Here is a 12,826-nt window from a genome sequence, read left to right as displayed (position 1 = left end):
AGGGGGACTTGAGGGCAGGCGGCTCAGCCGTGCGACAGGTCGCAGGTCATCACCAGCGCGTCTTCGGCGGTACCGTCGGGGGCATGGTAATAGGCCCGCCGTCGCCCGGTCTCCCGCCAGCCCGCCTGCCGGTAAAGCGCCTGCGCCGGGGCGTTCGTGGCGGCGACCTCAAGGAAGGCACAGCTGGCGCCGCGGGCTTTGGCGGTCGCTGCAAAGCCGGACAGAAGCCTTGCGCCCATGCCCTGCCGTCGCGCGGCAGGATCGACGGCGATGGTCAGCAGTTCCGCCTCGTCCGCGATGACCCGACCAAGCAGGAACCCCGCCGGTTCGGTCAGCAGAAAACAGAGCGGCGAGCCCAGAAAATCGGCAAATTCCGCCGCTGACCACGGCCGGGGCGTGGTGAAGCAGCGGGCATGCAGATCGGCAAGGGCGTCCGGGGTCATCAGTCGAGAATCACTGGCGGCGGGTCGGAGGGCGGCGCGGCATCGGCGCCGCGCAGGTAAAGCGGCGCGGGCCGGGGCTGGTCGGTGCCAAGCTTCGTTGCCGCGACCAGCGCCACCGCCTCGGCCAGCGGATGACGGGGGGAAAGCGGTGCCGAGCGCGGCAGGGCGAGGCCGATCACCGGGACCCCGGCCAGCGTTTCGGCCAGAGCTGCCGCGGGGGTCAGGCTCGGGGCCGCGGCGCCCGTCGCGGTGAAGAGCTGCGCATAGGCCTCGTCGCGGCGGGCATCGAGGGCCACCGCGACCGGGCGGGGGGTGTCATGGGCCAGCGCCTCGAAGATCGAAACGCCGATCGCCGGGATCTGCAGCCCCAGCGCCAGACCGCGCGCGGCGGCGACGGAAATCCGCACGCCGGTGAAATTTCCGGGGCCGGTGCCGACGCCAAGGGCATCAAGGTCTTTCCAGCCGAGGCCCGCCTCTGCAAGCAGCTCTTCCAGCAGCGGCATCAGCCGTTCGGCCTGCCCCTTGGCCATGTCTTCGACGCGGGTGGCCAGAACCGCGTCGCCCCGAACCAAAGCGGCCGCGCAATGCGCGGCCGAGGTGTCAAAGCCCAGAACCAGCGGCTCACTGCGCAACGGCGCGGACCTCGCTGACTTCCGGGATGTAATGGCGCAGCAGGTTCTCGATGCCCATCTTCAGCGTGTAGGTCGAGGACGGGCAGCCCGCGCAGGCGCCCTGCATGTGCAGGTAAACCACGCCCTTTTCAAAGCCGTGGAAGGTGATGTCGCCGCCATCGCGCGCCACCGCCGGGCGGACCCGGGTATCCAGCAGTTCCTTGATCTGCGCGATGATCGCACCGTCTTCGCCATCCTCGGCGCCGCCCGTCGTGTGGCCGCCCGCGGCCGCGCCCATCAGCACCGGTTGGCCCGACTGGTAATGCTCCATGATCGCGCCCATGATCGCGGGGCGGGCATGGGCCCATTCGGTGGCCTCGTCCTTGGTCACGGTGACGAAATCCGAACCCAGAAACACCGCCTTCACCCCCGCAACGCGGAAGATCCGACCCGCGAGCGGCGAGACCTGCGCCGCTTCGACAGAGGTGAAATCGGCGACGCCCTCGGGCATCACGTCAAGCCCCGGCAGGAATTTCAGCGTGGCGGGGTTCGGGGTCGTCTCGGTCTGGATGAACATCGGATGCCTCCTTGGCTTGAGGCTTATATGCGCTTGCCGACCGAAACCGTCAAGATTGACCCCTTACGTGATCGACTCGAGCCGTTCCTTGGACATGTCGCCCGGAACGATGGTGAGCGGGATCGGCAGGTTGCCCGAGCTGCGACTGAGCTGCGTCACCAGCGGCCCCGGCCCGGATTTGTCGGTGCCAGCGCCCAGCACCAGCACGCCGATTTCCGGGTCTTCGCGCACCAGACCCATGATCTCGGTCACCGGATCGCCTTCGCGGATCACCAGTTCGGGGTTCACCCCCTGCTTGTCGCGCATCCATTTCGCGAAAACCTCGAAATGCGCGGTGATCGTCTCGCGCGCTTCGGCGCGCATGATTTCCGAGACACCGATCCAGTGCTGGTAGTCGTCGGGCGGGATCACCGACAGAATGGTGACTCCCCCGCCCGTATGCGCCGCCCGCATCGCGGCATAACGCATCGCATTCAGACATTCGCGGGTCTGGTCGAGCACCACGAGAAACTTGCGCATCCTGTCCTCCGGATTGCAGGCATCATGGACCGGAACTTGACCTTTTGGCAATCGTTTCAGAGCGGCGCGGACAGCGCCCAGTCCATGTAGATCTCGCGGATGCGTTTCGTCATCGGCCCGTGGGCATAGGTGACATCGTCAAAGCCCGTCACCGGGGTGACCTTGCCGAAGTTGCCCGAGAGGAACACCTCGTCCGCCGCCCGCACGTCGTCGAGCGTCAGGATCGCCTCGCGCACCTCGACGCCCGCGGCGCGCAGGTTTGCCATGTGGCGGGCGCGGGTGATCCCCGCAAGGAAAGTGCCGTTCGCGATGGGCGTCAGCACGACGCCGTCCTTGACGATGAAGACGTTCGCCGTCGCCGATTCCGCGACATTGCCCATCGCATCCTGCACCAGCGCATTGCCGAAGCCCTTGCGCTTCGCTTCGACCAGCATCCGGGCGTTGTTGGGATAAAGACAGCCCGCCTTGGCGTTGCAGACGTTGTCGGCCAGCACCGGGCGGCGGAATTGCGTCGTCGTCAGGGTGACGGTCTTGTCGGCGGGCGGCATCGGCACTTCTTCCAGACACAGCGCGAAGCCCGTCGCCCCCTCCATCGGCGCGACACCGAGATCGGAGCCGTCGAGCGCCCAATACATCGGCCGCACATAGACCGCCGCGCCTGCCGCGTATTTCCGCAGCCCCTCGCGGGCGATCTCGACCATCTCGGTCGGATCCATCGTCGGCGTGATCATCAGCGCCGCGGCCGAGCGGTTCACCCGCGCGCAGTGCAGGTCCAGATCGGGCACGAGGCCGTCGAACATCCGCGCGCCGTCGAAGACCGACGAGCCCTGCCAGATGCCGTGATCGGCCGCGCGCATGACCGCGACGTCCCCCTCGTGCCAGCGTCCTTCGAACCAGGTGCGGATATTCGTGCCGAATGCCATGACGGTCTCCTTTGTCGGGCGCGACCCTAGCCACAGCCGCGCCGAAAGGTCCAGAGACCGGATTGTATCGGTGTCAGCCGATCAGTTCGCGACCGCATCCGCCGTGCGCGCCAGACCCAGCGTCGAGCCAAAGAGCCCAAGGATCGTCCGGGTGTTGACCAGCGCGCTTTCGGTGGCGAGCACGAGATCATTCGGCTGCACTTCGAAATTCTGCGCCGAGAACAGGCCTTCCGAGGTGGTCAGATCCATCGAGAACACCACGCGGGCATTCTGCGGCCCCTGCGTCGCGTCGCTGCGCACGGCGCTTGCGGGATATTCGCGCAGGATCAGCACGCCTTTCGGATTGGCGCGGGAGTCGTTGATGCCGCCTGCCAGCGTCACGGCCTCAAGCGCGTTCACGTGATCCTTCGGGAAGGGAATGATCTTTTCGACGCCCGCCGCCCCCAGCGAGAGGAAGTTGCGATCGTCCTTCAGCACCATCAGCTTGTCGCCCGGCCGCAGCCCGGTATCGAGTGCGGGATCATCGAGCACGCGCTGCATCGAGGTCTCATAGACCTTGCCGCCGCGGTAAAGCCGCACTTGCGGGTTCTCGATCGAGGCCTGCACGCCGCCGGCTTCCGAAATCGCGCCCAGAACCGTCAGCGAGCGGTCGACAAGCGGGATCGTGCCCGGATTGGAGACGCCACCGATCAGCGAGACGGCATTGCCCTTGCCCGGCGTTGCGGCCAACTGCACCTGCGCTTCGGGGATCAGCGCGGTGACGGATTGCTGCACCTTCTCGCGCGCGGCCTCGATGCTGAGGCCCGAGACCTTCACGGCGCCGACATAGGGCACGAAGATCTGACCGTTGTTCGCCACGGTGGTGGGGGCGATCTGCGTCGTGGGGGCGCCTTCGCTGGTCAGCAGCTTGTTCTGCCCGCCTTCCCAGATCGACAGGGCCACGGTGTCCCCCGCGGCCAGCACCTGACCCGCGCCACCGCTGCCGCCCTTGATCCAGGACCGTTTCGCGGCGGCACTTTTGGCTGCGGGCCAGTCGGACAGCTCGGACAGCAATTTTGAATCGACAGGGTAATGCGCGAAGCTGGGGGTCTTGTCGTCGGCGTTGCTGAGGATTTCGCTTTGCATCGCGGCGCCGCGCGGCAGCGTGCAGCCCGAAAATACCGCAGTCAGCAGTACGGCGACGACGAGTCCCGGTTTCGACAGCATTCACGTTCCCCCGTTCCAGCGTCTCGCCGCGGGTGTTAAGGCTTGTCCCACCAACGAGTCACCCGTTTTTCGGCAGTCAAGTCTATGCGTTCATTCACGTCAAACCTCAAGCTGGACTTTCCGCGCCTGCTCGTTCTGGGCGGATCCGGGCGGCTGGGCGGGCTTTTGCGCCACGCCTGGAGCCTGTCGGGCACCGCGGCGCCGCGCCTCGTGTGGCAGGCGCGCAGGCCCGCAGACTTCGCGGCCTTCGGCGGGCCGACGACGGTCTTCGACCCGCTGGCCGCGCCCGAGGCGCTGTCGCAGGCGATGGCGGCCGCCGATGCGGTGCTGATGCTCGCCGGTCCGACGCGGGGCACGGCCGAGGTGCTGTCGGTGCATCGCAGCCTTGCCGCGCTCGTGCTCGATCAGGCTGCGGGGCGGCCGGTGTTCCTGGCCTCGTCGGCGGCGGTCTATGGGGTGCCGATGGTGCCGCTCTGCCGCGAGGAAGACGCCCCGGCACCGGTGTCGGACTATGGCCGCGCCAAGGTCGCGATGGAGGCCGTGGCGGCCGGACGCCCGGGGGCGGTGGTCTTGCGTATCGGCAATGTCGCGGGGGCGGATGCGCTTTTGGGGCAACCGGCCCCGCAAGGCGGGCGCAGGCTGCATGTCTTTCCGGACGGATTTGCGCCGCGGCGCAGCTATATCGGGCCGCAGGCGCTGGCGCGGGCGCTGGCGCGGCTTGTTCGCTTGTCGCTTGGTGGCGCGACGCTGCCCGGGGTGATCAATCTGGCGCTGCCGGGGGTCGTCGGAATGGACGCGCTCTTGCGGGCCGCGGGCGAAGGCTGGCAGTCTGACCCGGCGCCGCCCGAGGCGATCGCAACGGTCGAACTTTCGGTGACGCGGGCGCTTGCGCTCGGTCTTGTGCCCGATCTGCCTGTGACGGCCGCGGCCATCCTCGCCGATCTGCGCTTCGAGGAGGGACGGGCATGAGCTGGACGAAGCGACTTTTCGACATCTGTTTCGCGCTTTTGATCCTGCCGGTGATCGCAGCAATCGGGGCGGTCGTGCTGCTTGCGCTCGCCCTGACACAGGGGCGCCCGTTCTTCTATGCCGCCGAGCGGATGAAGACCCCCACGCAGGCCTTCCGGCTGTGGAAATTTCGCACCATGACCGTCGTGGCGACCGATGCAGGGGTTTCGGGCGCCGACAAGGCGGCGCGGATCACGCCGGTCGGCCGGGTGTTGCGCCGCGTCCGCCTTGATGAGCTGCCGCAACTCTGGAACATCCTGCGTGGCGACATCAGCTTCGTCGGGCCGCGGCCGCCGCTGCGCGAATATGTCGAGCGTTTCCCCGAGGTCTATGCCGAGGTTCTGAAGTCTCGTCCCGGGGTGACCGGCCTTGCCTCGATCCACTACCACCGTCACGAGGAGTGGTTGCTGGCCCGCTCGCGCAGCGCGGCGGAAACCGACCGCATCTACTGCCGCCTGTGCATCCCGGCGAAGGCGCGGCTCGATCTGATCTATGCGCGCCACGCGTCGGTCTGCTTCGATTTGCGGCTGATCGGTCGCACCATCGCACGAATGATAAGCTGATTGCCGCCGATAGCGCGGCCTTTTTGCAATGGTTCCGGGCAATAGGCGTGGTTTTGGTCAGCACGCCGTTGACCCGAACCGGTCCGTCGGTATTCTGCACACGCATTAATTGTGGGAGCGGGGCGCGCGCGTGCTCTTGAAATCGATCATCTCGCTCAGCCGGAGGCAAAAGTCCTCGATCCTCATCGCGGTCGATCTTCTTTTGGTTCCGCTGAGCTTTTGTCTCGCGCTGCTTTTGTTGAGCGAAGGCAGCGCGACACTGTCGCTGATCCTGTCGCATGTGCTGGAACTGCCGTTGCTTCTGGTCGAGGCCGGGGTGCTCAGTCACCTGCTGGGCCTGTCGCAGATCAAGCTGCGCGACTATCAGGGCGAGGCGGTGACGCGCTCGGCCGTGCTGGCGGCAGCGCTCACGCTGACCTCGGCACTGCAATCCAGATTTGCTGCGGTGGATCAAGCTTCCGGCCAACATGTGGTGTTCGGGCTGCTCTATTTCACCGCCTTCTTCTTCACCCGCGTGGGGCTGACGCAGCTTCTGATCGCGATCTATCGCAACGCGCGCACGCTCTCGCGCGTGGCGATCTACGGCGCGGGTCGCACCGGCATGGCGCTGGCGCGCGAGCTGCGCGACAGCGACGATTTCGTCGTCTGCGCGTTTCTGGACGACAACGCGACGCTCGCCGGCATGACGATGAACGGCGTGCCGATCCATTCCGGTGTGCATGCCGCCCGGGTGATCGAGCAATACAAGATCAATCGGGTGATCCTCGCGATGCCTTCGGTCTCGACCGACAAGCAGACCTTCCTGTCAAAGCGGCTCGAAAATCTGGGGCTGCAGGTGCACAGCCTGCCCGCCTTCACCCAGATCCACGGCGGCAAGGAGTTGCTCGACCTGCTGCGCCCGGTCGGCACCGCCGCGCTTTTGTGCCGCGATCCGCTCAGCCACGAATTGACCGCGGGGCGCAACGCCTATCGTGATGCCAAAGTGCTGATTTCGGGGGCCGGGGGCTCGATCGGGCTCGAGCTTTGCCGTCAGGTCGTTGCCTGCCGTCCGAGGAAGCTGGTGCTCTACGAGCTGTCCGAACTCGCGCTTTACAATGCCGAAGCCGAGATGCGGGTGCTGGCGGAATCCACCGGCGTCGAAATCGTCCCGGTGCTCGGCTCGGTCGCGGATCGCGTGCAGGTCATGCAGGTGCTCGAGCAACATGGCATCGAGATCGTGCTGCATGCCGCCGCCTACAAGCATGTGCCGCTGGTCGAGGTCAATGCCCGGGCGGGCATGGCGAACAACGTGCTTGGCACCGCGGTTCTGGCGCGGGCCGCGCGCGAGGCGCAGGTCAAGCGCTTCGTGCTGGTGTCGACCGACAAGGCGGTGCGGCCGGGCAACCTGATGGGCGCCTCGAAACGGCTGGCCGAGCTGATCATTCAGGATCTGGCGGCGCGTCCGGGCCATACCCTGTTCTCGATCGTGCGGTTTGGCAACGTGCTTGGCTCGTCCGGCTCCGTCGTGCCGCTGTTTCAGGAACAGATCGCTCGCGGCGGTCCGGTCACGCTGACCGACAAGCGGGTGACGCGCTATTTCATGACGATTCAGGAAGCCTCGCGGCTCGTGCTGCTTGCCGGGTCCTTTGCCGAGGGGGGCGAGGTCTTCGTACTCGACATGGGCAAGCCGGTGAAGATCATCGAGCTGGCGCGGCGGCTGATCGAAAGCTCGGGGTTCACCGTGCGCGATGTGCACAACCCCGATGGCGACATCGAGATCGTCACCACGGGCCTGCGTCCGGGCGAAAAGCTGCATGAAGAGCTGATGGTGCGCAAGGGCGCCCAGACCACGGCGCATCCGAAGATCATCTCGGTGCGCGAGGATCATCTGTCAGAGCTCGCCACGGCGGCGGCGCTGCGCGACCTGCGCGAGGCGATCGAGCGCGGGACGGATGCCGATGTGATCGCGGTGGTGGCCCGGGCCGTGCCGGAATACGCGCCGCAAAGCCTGCCGTCGGAGGCGCTGCAATGTCAGGTCGTGCAGGCGCAGCGCGCCGGGCGTGCCACGGAACTGCCCGCGGAATAATTCAGACGAAGGGATCGTCCGGATAGCCGACGCCGCACAGGTAAAGCCCCTGCGGCGGGCAGACCGGCCCGCAAGCCGCGCGGTCACGTGCGGCAAGCGCTTGGCGCACATCCTCGGGTGTCCAGCTGCCTGCGCCCACCCTCTCCAAAGTGCCAACGATCGAGCGCACCTGATTGTGCAGGAAACTGCGCGCGCGCAGATGAAAGCGGATTTCGCGCCCGTTCGGCAGGGCGATTTCCTCGATGCGGATTTCATCAAGCGTCTTCACCGGTGATTTCGCCTGACACATCGTGGCACGGAAGGTGGTGAAATCATGCAGGCCGATCAGATGCGCTGCGGCGTCGCGCATCGCCGCGACATCGAGCGGGTTTTGCACATGCCAGACCTTGCCGCGCTCATGCACCATCGGCGCGCGGCGTGTGATCAGGCGAAACAGATAGCGCCGCTCGATCGCGGAAAACCTGGCGTGGAAGTCGTCGCTCACCCGCGCACAGGCGACGATCGCCACCGGTTCGGGCCGCAGATGGTGGTTCAGCGCCTCGGAGAGCCGGAACGGGTTCCAGTCTTTCGTCAGATCGGCATGGGCCACCTGCGCGGTCGCATGCACCCCGGCATCGGTCCGCCCGGCGGCGGCAATCGTATGTTCGCCGGGTTCGAGCCGGTCCAGAGCCGCCTCCACCGCGCCTTGCACCGAGGGAAGCACAGCCTGCCTTTGCCATCCGGCAAAGGGGCCGCCGTCATATTCGATCCTGAAGGCAAATCTGGGCATGTCCCGGCGATAGCGCGGCCGCGGGTTTTGCGCAATGGCCCCGGGGGTGCGCTGCTTTCCCCTCTGTGAATCGGTTGGGGCAATGCCTATCTTCGCCTCAATCAGAATGACCGGGAAAGGCAGCGCAGTGGGCATCACCGACCTTGCCGAGGACATCGGCCGCAGCATCGAGGGGCTCAGCTCCTCGGTTTCAGAAGCCCTGTTCGAGCCGGTGATCCGGCTTGGGGTCACCGGGCTCTCGCGCGCGGGCAAGACCGTCTTCATCACCTCGCTGGTGGCAAACCTGCTCGACCGCGGCCGGATGCCCGCGCTGACCGGGGCAGGCCGCATCCGCGCCGCTTACCTCAAGCCGCAGCCCGACGACACCGTGCCGCGGTTCGACTATGAAAGCCATCTCGCCAGCATGACCGGCCCCACGCCCTCCTGGCCCGAGGGCACGCGGGCGGTCTCGGAACTGCGGCTCAGCTTCCGGCTGCAACCCTCGGGGATGCTGGGCGCGCTTTACAAGCCGCGCACCGTGCATCTCGATATCGTCGACTATCCGGGCGAATGGCTTCTGGACCTTGGCCTGATCGAAAAGACCTTCGAGGAATGGTCGGCGGGGGTTCTTGACCGTCTGCCCGGCCGCCCCGGCTCGGACGACTTCCTGCAAAAGCTCGACGAGATCGACCTTTACGCCCGGTTTTCGGAAACCGAGGCGAAGGCACTGTCGGACTCCTTCACCGCGCATCTGATCGCCTCGCGCGAGGCGGGCTTTTCCGATTGCTCGCCCGGGCGGTTCCTGTTGCCGGGGGAAATGGCGGGCTCGCCGGTCTTGACCTTCGCGCCGATCCCGCCCGCGACCTATCCGCGCGACTCGCTCGGGCGCGAGATGGAACGCCGGTTCGACGCCTACAAGCGCGAGGTGGTGAAGCCCTTCTTCCGCGATCACTTTGCCCGCATCGACCGGCAGGTGGTGCTGGTCGATGTGCTGGGCGCCATTCACGCCGGGCCTGCCGCCCTGGAGGATCTGCGCCAGTCGATGGCGGCGATCCTCTCGGCCTTCCGCCCCGGCGTGCCCGGGTTCCTGCTGACGCTTCTGGGCGCGAAACGGGTCGAGCGGATCCTGTTTGCCGCGACCAAGGCCGACCATCTGCATCACATCCAGCACGCGAAACTGACCGCGATCACCGAGGCGCTTCTGCGCGAAGCCAAGGACCGCGCCAGTTTCGCGGGTGCCGAGACCGAGGCGATGTCGCTGGCCTCGCTGCGCACCACGACCGAGGATATCATCCCGCATTCCGGTGAAGACCTGCCCGCAGTGCGGGGGCGTCTGGCCGATGGTCGCTCGGTCGCGCTTTACCCGGGCGAATTGCCGACCGACCCGGCCGAGCTGCTCACCCCGGCCCGCGACGGTGCCGAGGAGTGGCTCGATGCCGATTTCGGCCTGATGAACTTTGCGCCTGCGCCGGGCGTTTTGCGTCCGGGTGAGGGCCCGCCGCATATCCGCATCGACCGCGCCGCCGAATTCCTGATCGGGGACAAGCTGTGAAACGACCTGTCATTCTGGAACTGGACGCCCCGCCCGCCTCGCCCGCCGAGGCGCCGCCGGTGATCGACGCCCCCGCCTTCGACGCGGCCCCGCAAGGCCGCGCCATGCAGATTGCGGCGAAACTGGCCGCCCGGCCGCGCTCGCGGCTGACGCGGTTCTTCTGGCAGGCGACAGGAGCGCTGGTCAGCTTCCTTGTCACCGTCGCCCTTTGGAATTTCGTCACCGGGCTCTTTGCTGCCAATCCGATCCTCGGCTGGGTGGCGACGGGCCTTCTGATCCTGTTCCTGATCGCCTGCGTGCTGGTCGGTCTGCGCGAACTGACCGCCTATGCGAAACTCGGTCGGCTCGACAAGCTGCATCAGGAGGTGATCGACGCGGCGAACCGCGACGATCTGCGCGCCGCACGCAAGGCGGTCGATCGGATGGCGAAGCTCTATTCGGCGCGGCCCGAGATGAAATGGTCGCTGGCCCGCCTGCGCGAACGCGCACCCGAGCAGCTCGACACCCAGACCCTGCTGCGGCTCACGGAAACCGAACTGATGGCGCCGCTTGATGCCGCCGCGCGTCTCGAAATCGAGGCGGCCTCGCGCACGGTGGCGACGGTGACGGCGTTGGTGCCGCTGGCGCTGGCCGATGTGGCGACGGCGCTGATCGCCAACCTGCGGATGATCCGCGGCGTCGCCGAGGTTTACGGTGGTCGCGCGGGCAGCCTCGGCGCGCTGCGGCTGGCCCGCACGGTGATGACGCATGTGATCGCGACGGGGGCGGTTTCGGCGGGCGATGACCTGATCGAGACGATGACCGGGGGCCATCTGGCCGCCAAGATCTCGCGCCGCTTCGGCGAGGGCGTGATCAACGGCGCGCTGACCGCCCGCGTCGGCATCGCGGCGATGGAGGTGTGCCGCCCGATGCCCTTCACCGCGCTCGCCCGCCCGAAAGTCACGCAACTGACCGGCGGCGCACTGAAAGGCGTCTTCACCAGATCGAAGGACGAAGACTGAGCCTGTCGTTTCTTCTTGGCGCAAATACGCCCTTTCCCCGCGGGGGCAGGGGCGCCTCAGCGCAGATTGGGCACCGCATCCGGCGGGCGGCCGACATCCTCGACCCCCATCCTGAGCCCCTTGCCGATCCGATGCGCCAAGGCGGACCAGCCCGCCGCCGCCACCGGGTCCAGCGTGTCGTGCAGCACCGCGTCAAAGGTGGCGAGCCAGAGCGGGAAATGCCCGCCCTCCACATCGCCCGCGCGGCGGTGCGAGATCATCGGGCTGCCCTCGTAGCCCTGCATGTGCAGGATCGAGCCTTTCCAGAACCGGGCGATCTTCGCCTCGTGATGCGCCCAGTCTTTCACATGCGCGGCAAAGATCGGCGCCAGTTCGGGATGGGCGCGGACGCGGGCATAGAACTCGGCCACCACGGCCTCGATCTGGGCCTCGGTGACGGGGAAACGGGGGGGCAGGGCAGTGGACATGGGCCAAGGATACACCGCTCGGGCGGCGCGTCCAGTCAGCCCGCGTCGAAAAGGTCGGTCTGGACCGGAGTTTGCGCGACCGGCTGCACCGGCGCCTCAAGCCCCAGATGCCGCCAGGCCCGATGCCCCAGCATCCGCCCGCGCGGCGTGCGCTGAATGAGACCCTGTTGCAAGAGGTAAGGCTCGATCACCTCTTCCAGCGCATCGCGGCTTTCCGAGAGCGCGGCCGAGAGCGTTTCCACCCCCACCGGCCCGCCGCCGTAATGTTCGGCCATCAACATCATGTAGCGGCGGTCGGCGCCATCGAGCCCCAGATGATCGACGCCGAGCCGGGTCAGCGCATTGTCGGCCAGCTTGCGGGTCAGCCGCCCGTCGCCCTCGACCAGCGCGAAATCGACGACCCGGCGCAGAAGGCGCCCGGCGATGCGCGGCGTGCCGCGGGCGCGTTTGGCGATCTCGCGGGTGCCATCTGGGTCGGCGGGAATGCCCAAAAGCCGGGCGCCGCGGCTGACGATCAGATCGAGTTCGTCCTCGGTGTAGAATTGCAGCCGCGTCGGGATCCCGAAACGGTCGCGCAACGGCGTGGTGAGCAGGCCGAGGCGTGTGGTGGCGCCGACGAGGGTGAAGGGCTGCAATTCGATCCGCACGGTGCGCGCGGCCGGACCTTCGCCGATCACCAGATCGAGTTCGAAATCCTCCATCGCCGGGTAAAGCACCTCCTCGACCGCCGGGTTCATCCGGTGGATCTCGTCGATGAAAAGCACGTCGCGGTTTTCGAGGTTCGTGAGGATTGCCGCCAGATCCCCCGCCCGCGCCAGAACCGGGCCGGAGGTCATCTTGAAATTCACGCCCAGTTCCCGGGCCATGATCTGCGCGAGCGTGGTTTTCCCAAGCCCGGGCGGGCCGTGAAACAGCGTGTGATCCATCGCCTGACCGCGCATCTTCGCGCTTTCGATGAAGACCCGCAGGTTCGCCCGCGCCTCGGCTTGCCCGACGAAATCGTCCAGAACCTGCGGCCGCAGCGCGCGGTCGGCGTCCTCGGGCAGGCGGTCTGGGCGGAGGGTCGGATCGGGTTCGGTCATGCGGTGCTTTCAACGAGGGTGAGGGCGCTGCCCCACACCCCCGAGGTATTTGAGGCAAGAT

14 protein-coding genes are annotated in these 12,826 nt (G+C 67.1%); 5 read left to right on the top strand and 9 right to left on the bottom strand.

Annotated elements, in window-relative coordinates; genetic code table 11:
- Positions 1-23: 23 nt before the first annotated feature.
- The 6 genes from rimI to C8J30_RS12395 form a co-directional block, all read right to left on the bottom strand.
- Positions 24-443 carry a ribosomal protein S18-alanine N-acetyltransferase gene (gene rimI, locus C8J30_RS12420; protein ID WP_110806164.1) on the bottom strand — a complete coding sequence of 140 codons (420 nt, stop codon included), beginning with the start codon at positions 441-443 and terminating at the stop codon, positions 24-26.
- The gene (gene tsaB / locus C8J30_RS12415; protein ID WP_110806163.1) at positions 443-1,075 is read right to left on the bottom strand and encodes a tRNA (adenosine(37)-N6)-threonylcarbamoyltransferase complex dimerization subunit type 1 TsaB; all 633 of its coding nucleotides are present in this window, start codon (positions 1,073-1,075) and stop codon (positions 443-445) included. Before tsaB ends, rimI begins: the two co-directional genes overlap by 1 nt.
- Entirely contained in the window at positions 1,065-1,631 is a 567-nt protein-coding gene (locus C8J30_RS12410) for a NifU family protein (protein WP_110806162.1), read from the bottom strand. The genes tsaB and C8J30_RS12410 overlap by 11 nt, the downstream gene beginning before the upstream one ends.
- 63 nt (positions 1,632-1,694) lie before the next feature.
- Positions 1,695-2,150 (bottom strand): universal stress protein, encoded by a 456-nt coding sequence (locus tag C8J30_RS12405; RefSeq protein ID WP_110806161.1) that lies wholly within the window; start codon positions 2,148-2,150, stop codon positions 1,695-1,697.
- 56 nt (positions 2,151-2,206) lie between these two features.
- A complete protein-coding gene (locus tag C8J30_RS12400; protein ID WP_110806160.1) occupies positions 2,207-3,073 on the bottom strand; it encodes a branched-chain amino acid aminotransferase in 867 nt (288 codons plus the stop codon).
- 81 nt (positions 3,074-3,154) lie between these two features.
- On the bottom strand, positions 3,155-4,279 hold the full coding sequence (locus C8J30_RS12395) for a polysaccharide biosynthesis/export family protein (RefSeq protein WP_110806159.1): 1,125 nt from the start codon (positions 4,277-4,279) through the stop codon (positions 3,155-3,157).
- Between the two features lie 84 nt (positions 4,280-4,363).
- Between C8J30_RS12395 and C8J30_RS12390 the strand changes: the two genes are divergently transcribed.
- From C8J30_RS12390 to C8J30_RS12380, 3 genes are all read left to right on the top strand, one after another.
- Entirely contained in the window at positions 4,364-5,248 is an 885-nt protein-coding gene (locus C8J30_RS12390) for an NAD-dependent epimerase/dehydratase family protein (RefSeq protein WP_110806158.1), read from the top strand.
- Complete coding sequence (locus C8J30_RS12385) at positions 5,245-5,850, top strand: sugar transferase (protein ID WP_110806157.1); 606 nt, start codon at positions 5,245-5,247, stop codon at positions 5,848-5,850. The genes C8J30_RS12390 and C8J30_RS12385 overlap by 4 nt, the downstream gene beginning before the upstream one ends.
- Before the next feature lie 130 nt (positions 5,851-5,980).
- Entirely contained in the window at positions 5,981-7,915 is a 1,935-nt protein-coding gene (locus tag C8J30_RS12380; protein ID WP_110806216.1) for a polysaccharide biosynthesis protein, read from the top strand.
- A 1-nt stretch (position 7,916) separates the two neighbouring features.
- On the opposite strand, the gene truA is transcribed toward C8J30_RS12380, so the two are convergent.
- A complete protein-coding gene (truA, locus tag C8J30_RS12375; RefSeq protein ID WP_110806156.1) occupies positions 7,917-8,684 on the bottom strand; it encodes a tRNA pseudouridine(38-40) synthase TruA in 768 nt (255 codons plus the stop codon).
- A gap of 106 nt (positions 8,685-8,790) precedes the next feature.
- On the opposite strand from truA, the gene C8J30_RS12370 reads away from it, so the two are divergent.
- The gene (locus C8J30_RS12370; RefSeq protein WP_394341937.1) at positions 8,791-10,215 is read left to right on the top strand and encodes a YcjX family GTP-binding protein; all 1,425 of its coding nucleotides are present in this window, start codon (positions 8,791-8,793) and stop codon (positions 10,213-10,215) included.
- A complete protein-coding gene (locus C8J30_RS12365) occupies positions 10,212-11,216 on the top strand; it encodes a YcjF family protein (protein WP_110806155.1) in 1,005 nt (334 codons plus the stop codon). Before C8J30_RS12370 ends, C8J30_RS12365 begins: the two co-directional genes overlap by 4 nt.
- Before the next feature lie 56 nt (positions 11,217-11,272).
- Here C8J30_RS12365 and C8J30_RS12360 read toward each other — a convergent pair whose 3' ends face one another.
- Positions 11,273-11,683: a group III truncated hemoglobin gene (locus tag C8J30_RS12360; RefSeq protein WP_110806154.1), complete on the bottom strand. Its 411-nt coding sequence runs from the start codon at positions 11,681-11,683 to the stop codon at positions 11,273-11,275.
- Positions 11,684-11,718: 35 nt separating this feature from the next.
- Positions 11,719-12,765: a Holliday junction branch migration DNA helicase RuvB gene (gene ruvB, locus C8J30_RS12355; RefSeq protein ID WP_110806153.1), complete on the bottom strand. Its 1,047-nt coding sequence runs from the start codon at positions 12,763-12,765 to the stop codon at positions 11,719-11,721.
- Between the last annotated feature and the right edge of the window lie 61 nt (positions 12,766-12,826).

This window comes from Rhodobacter viridis (assembly GCF_003217355.1).
Classification (GTDB): Bacteria; Pseudomonadota; Alphaproteobacteria; order Rhodobacterales; family Rhodobacteraceae; genus Rhodobacter; species Rhodobacter viridis.
This window is presented reverse-complemented; position numbering and strand designations above follow the sequence as displayed.

Coding starts and splice junctions, on each gene's coding strand:
- rimI (WP_110806164.1), bottom strand. CDS start 443: ATGACCCCGGACGCCCTTGCCGATCTGCATGCCCGCTGCTTCACCACG.
- C8J30_RS12410 (WP_110806162.1), bottom strand. CDS start 1,631: ATGTTCATCCAGACCGAGACGACCCCGAACCCCGCCACGCTGAAATTC.
- C8J30_RS12405 (WP_110806161.1), bottom strand. CDS start 2,150: ATGCGCAAGTTTCTCGTGGTGCTCGACCAGACCCGCGAATGTCTGAAT.
- C8J30_RS12400 (WP_110806160.1), bottom strand. CDS start 3,073: ATGGCATTCGGCACGAATATCCGCACCTGGTTCGAAGGACGCTGGCAC.
- C8J30_RS12395 (WP_110806159.1), bottom strand. CDS start 4,279: ATGCTGTCGAAACCGGGACTCGTCGTCGCCGTACTGCTGACTGCGGTA.
- C8J30_RS12390 (WP_110806158.1), top strand. CDS start 4,364: ATGCGTTCATTCACGTCAAACCTCAAGCTGGACTTTCCGCGCCTGCTC.
- C8J30_RS12385 (WP_110806157.1), top strand. CDS start 5,245: ATGAGCTGGACGAAGCGACTTTTCGACATCTGTTTCGCGCTTTTGATC.
- truA (WP_110806156.1), bottom strand. CDS start 8,684: ATGCCCAGATTTGCCTTCAGGATCGAATATGACGGCGGCCCCTTTGCC.
- C8J30_RS12370 (WP_394341937.1), top strand. CDS start 8,791: ATGACCGGGAAAGGCAGCGCAGTGGGCATCACCGACCTTGCCGAGGAC.
- C8J30_RS12360 (WP_110806154.1), bottom strand. CDS start 11,683: ATGTCCACTGCCCTGCCCCCCCGTTTCCCCGTCACCGAGGCCCAGATC.
- ruvB (WP_110806153.1), bottom strand. CDS start 12,765: ATGACCGAACCCGATCCGACCCTCCGCCCAGACCGCCTGCCCGAGGAC.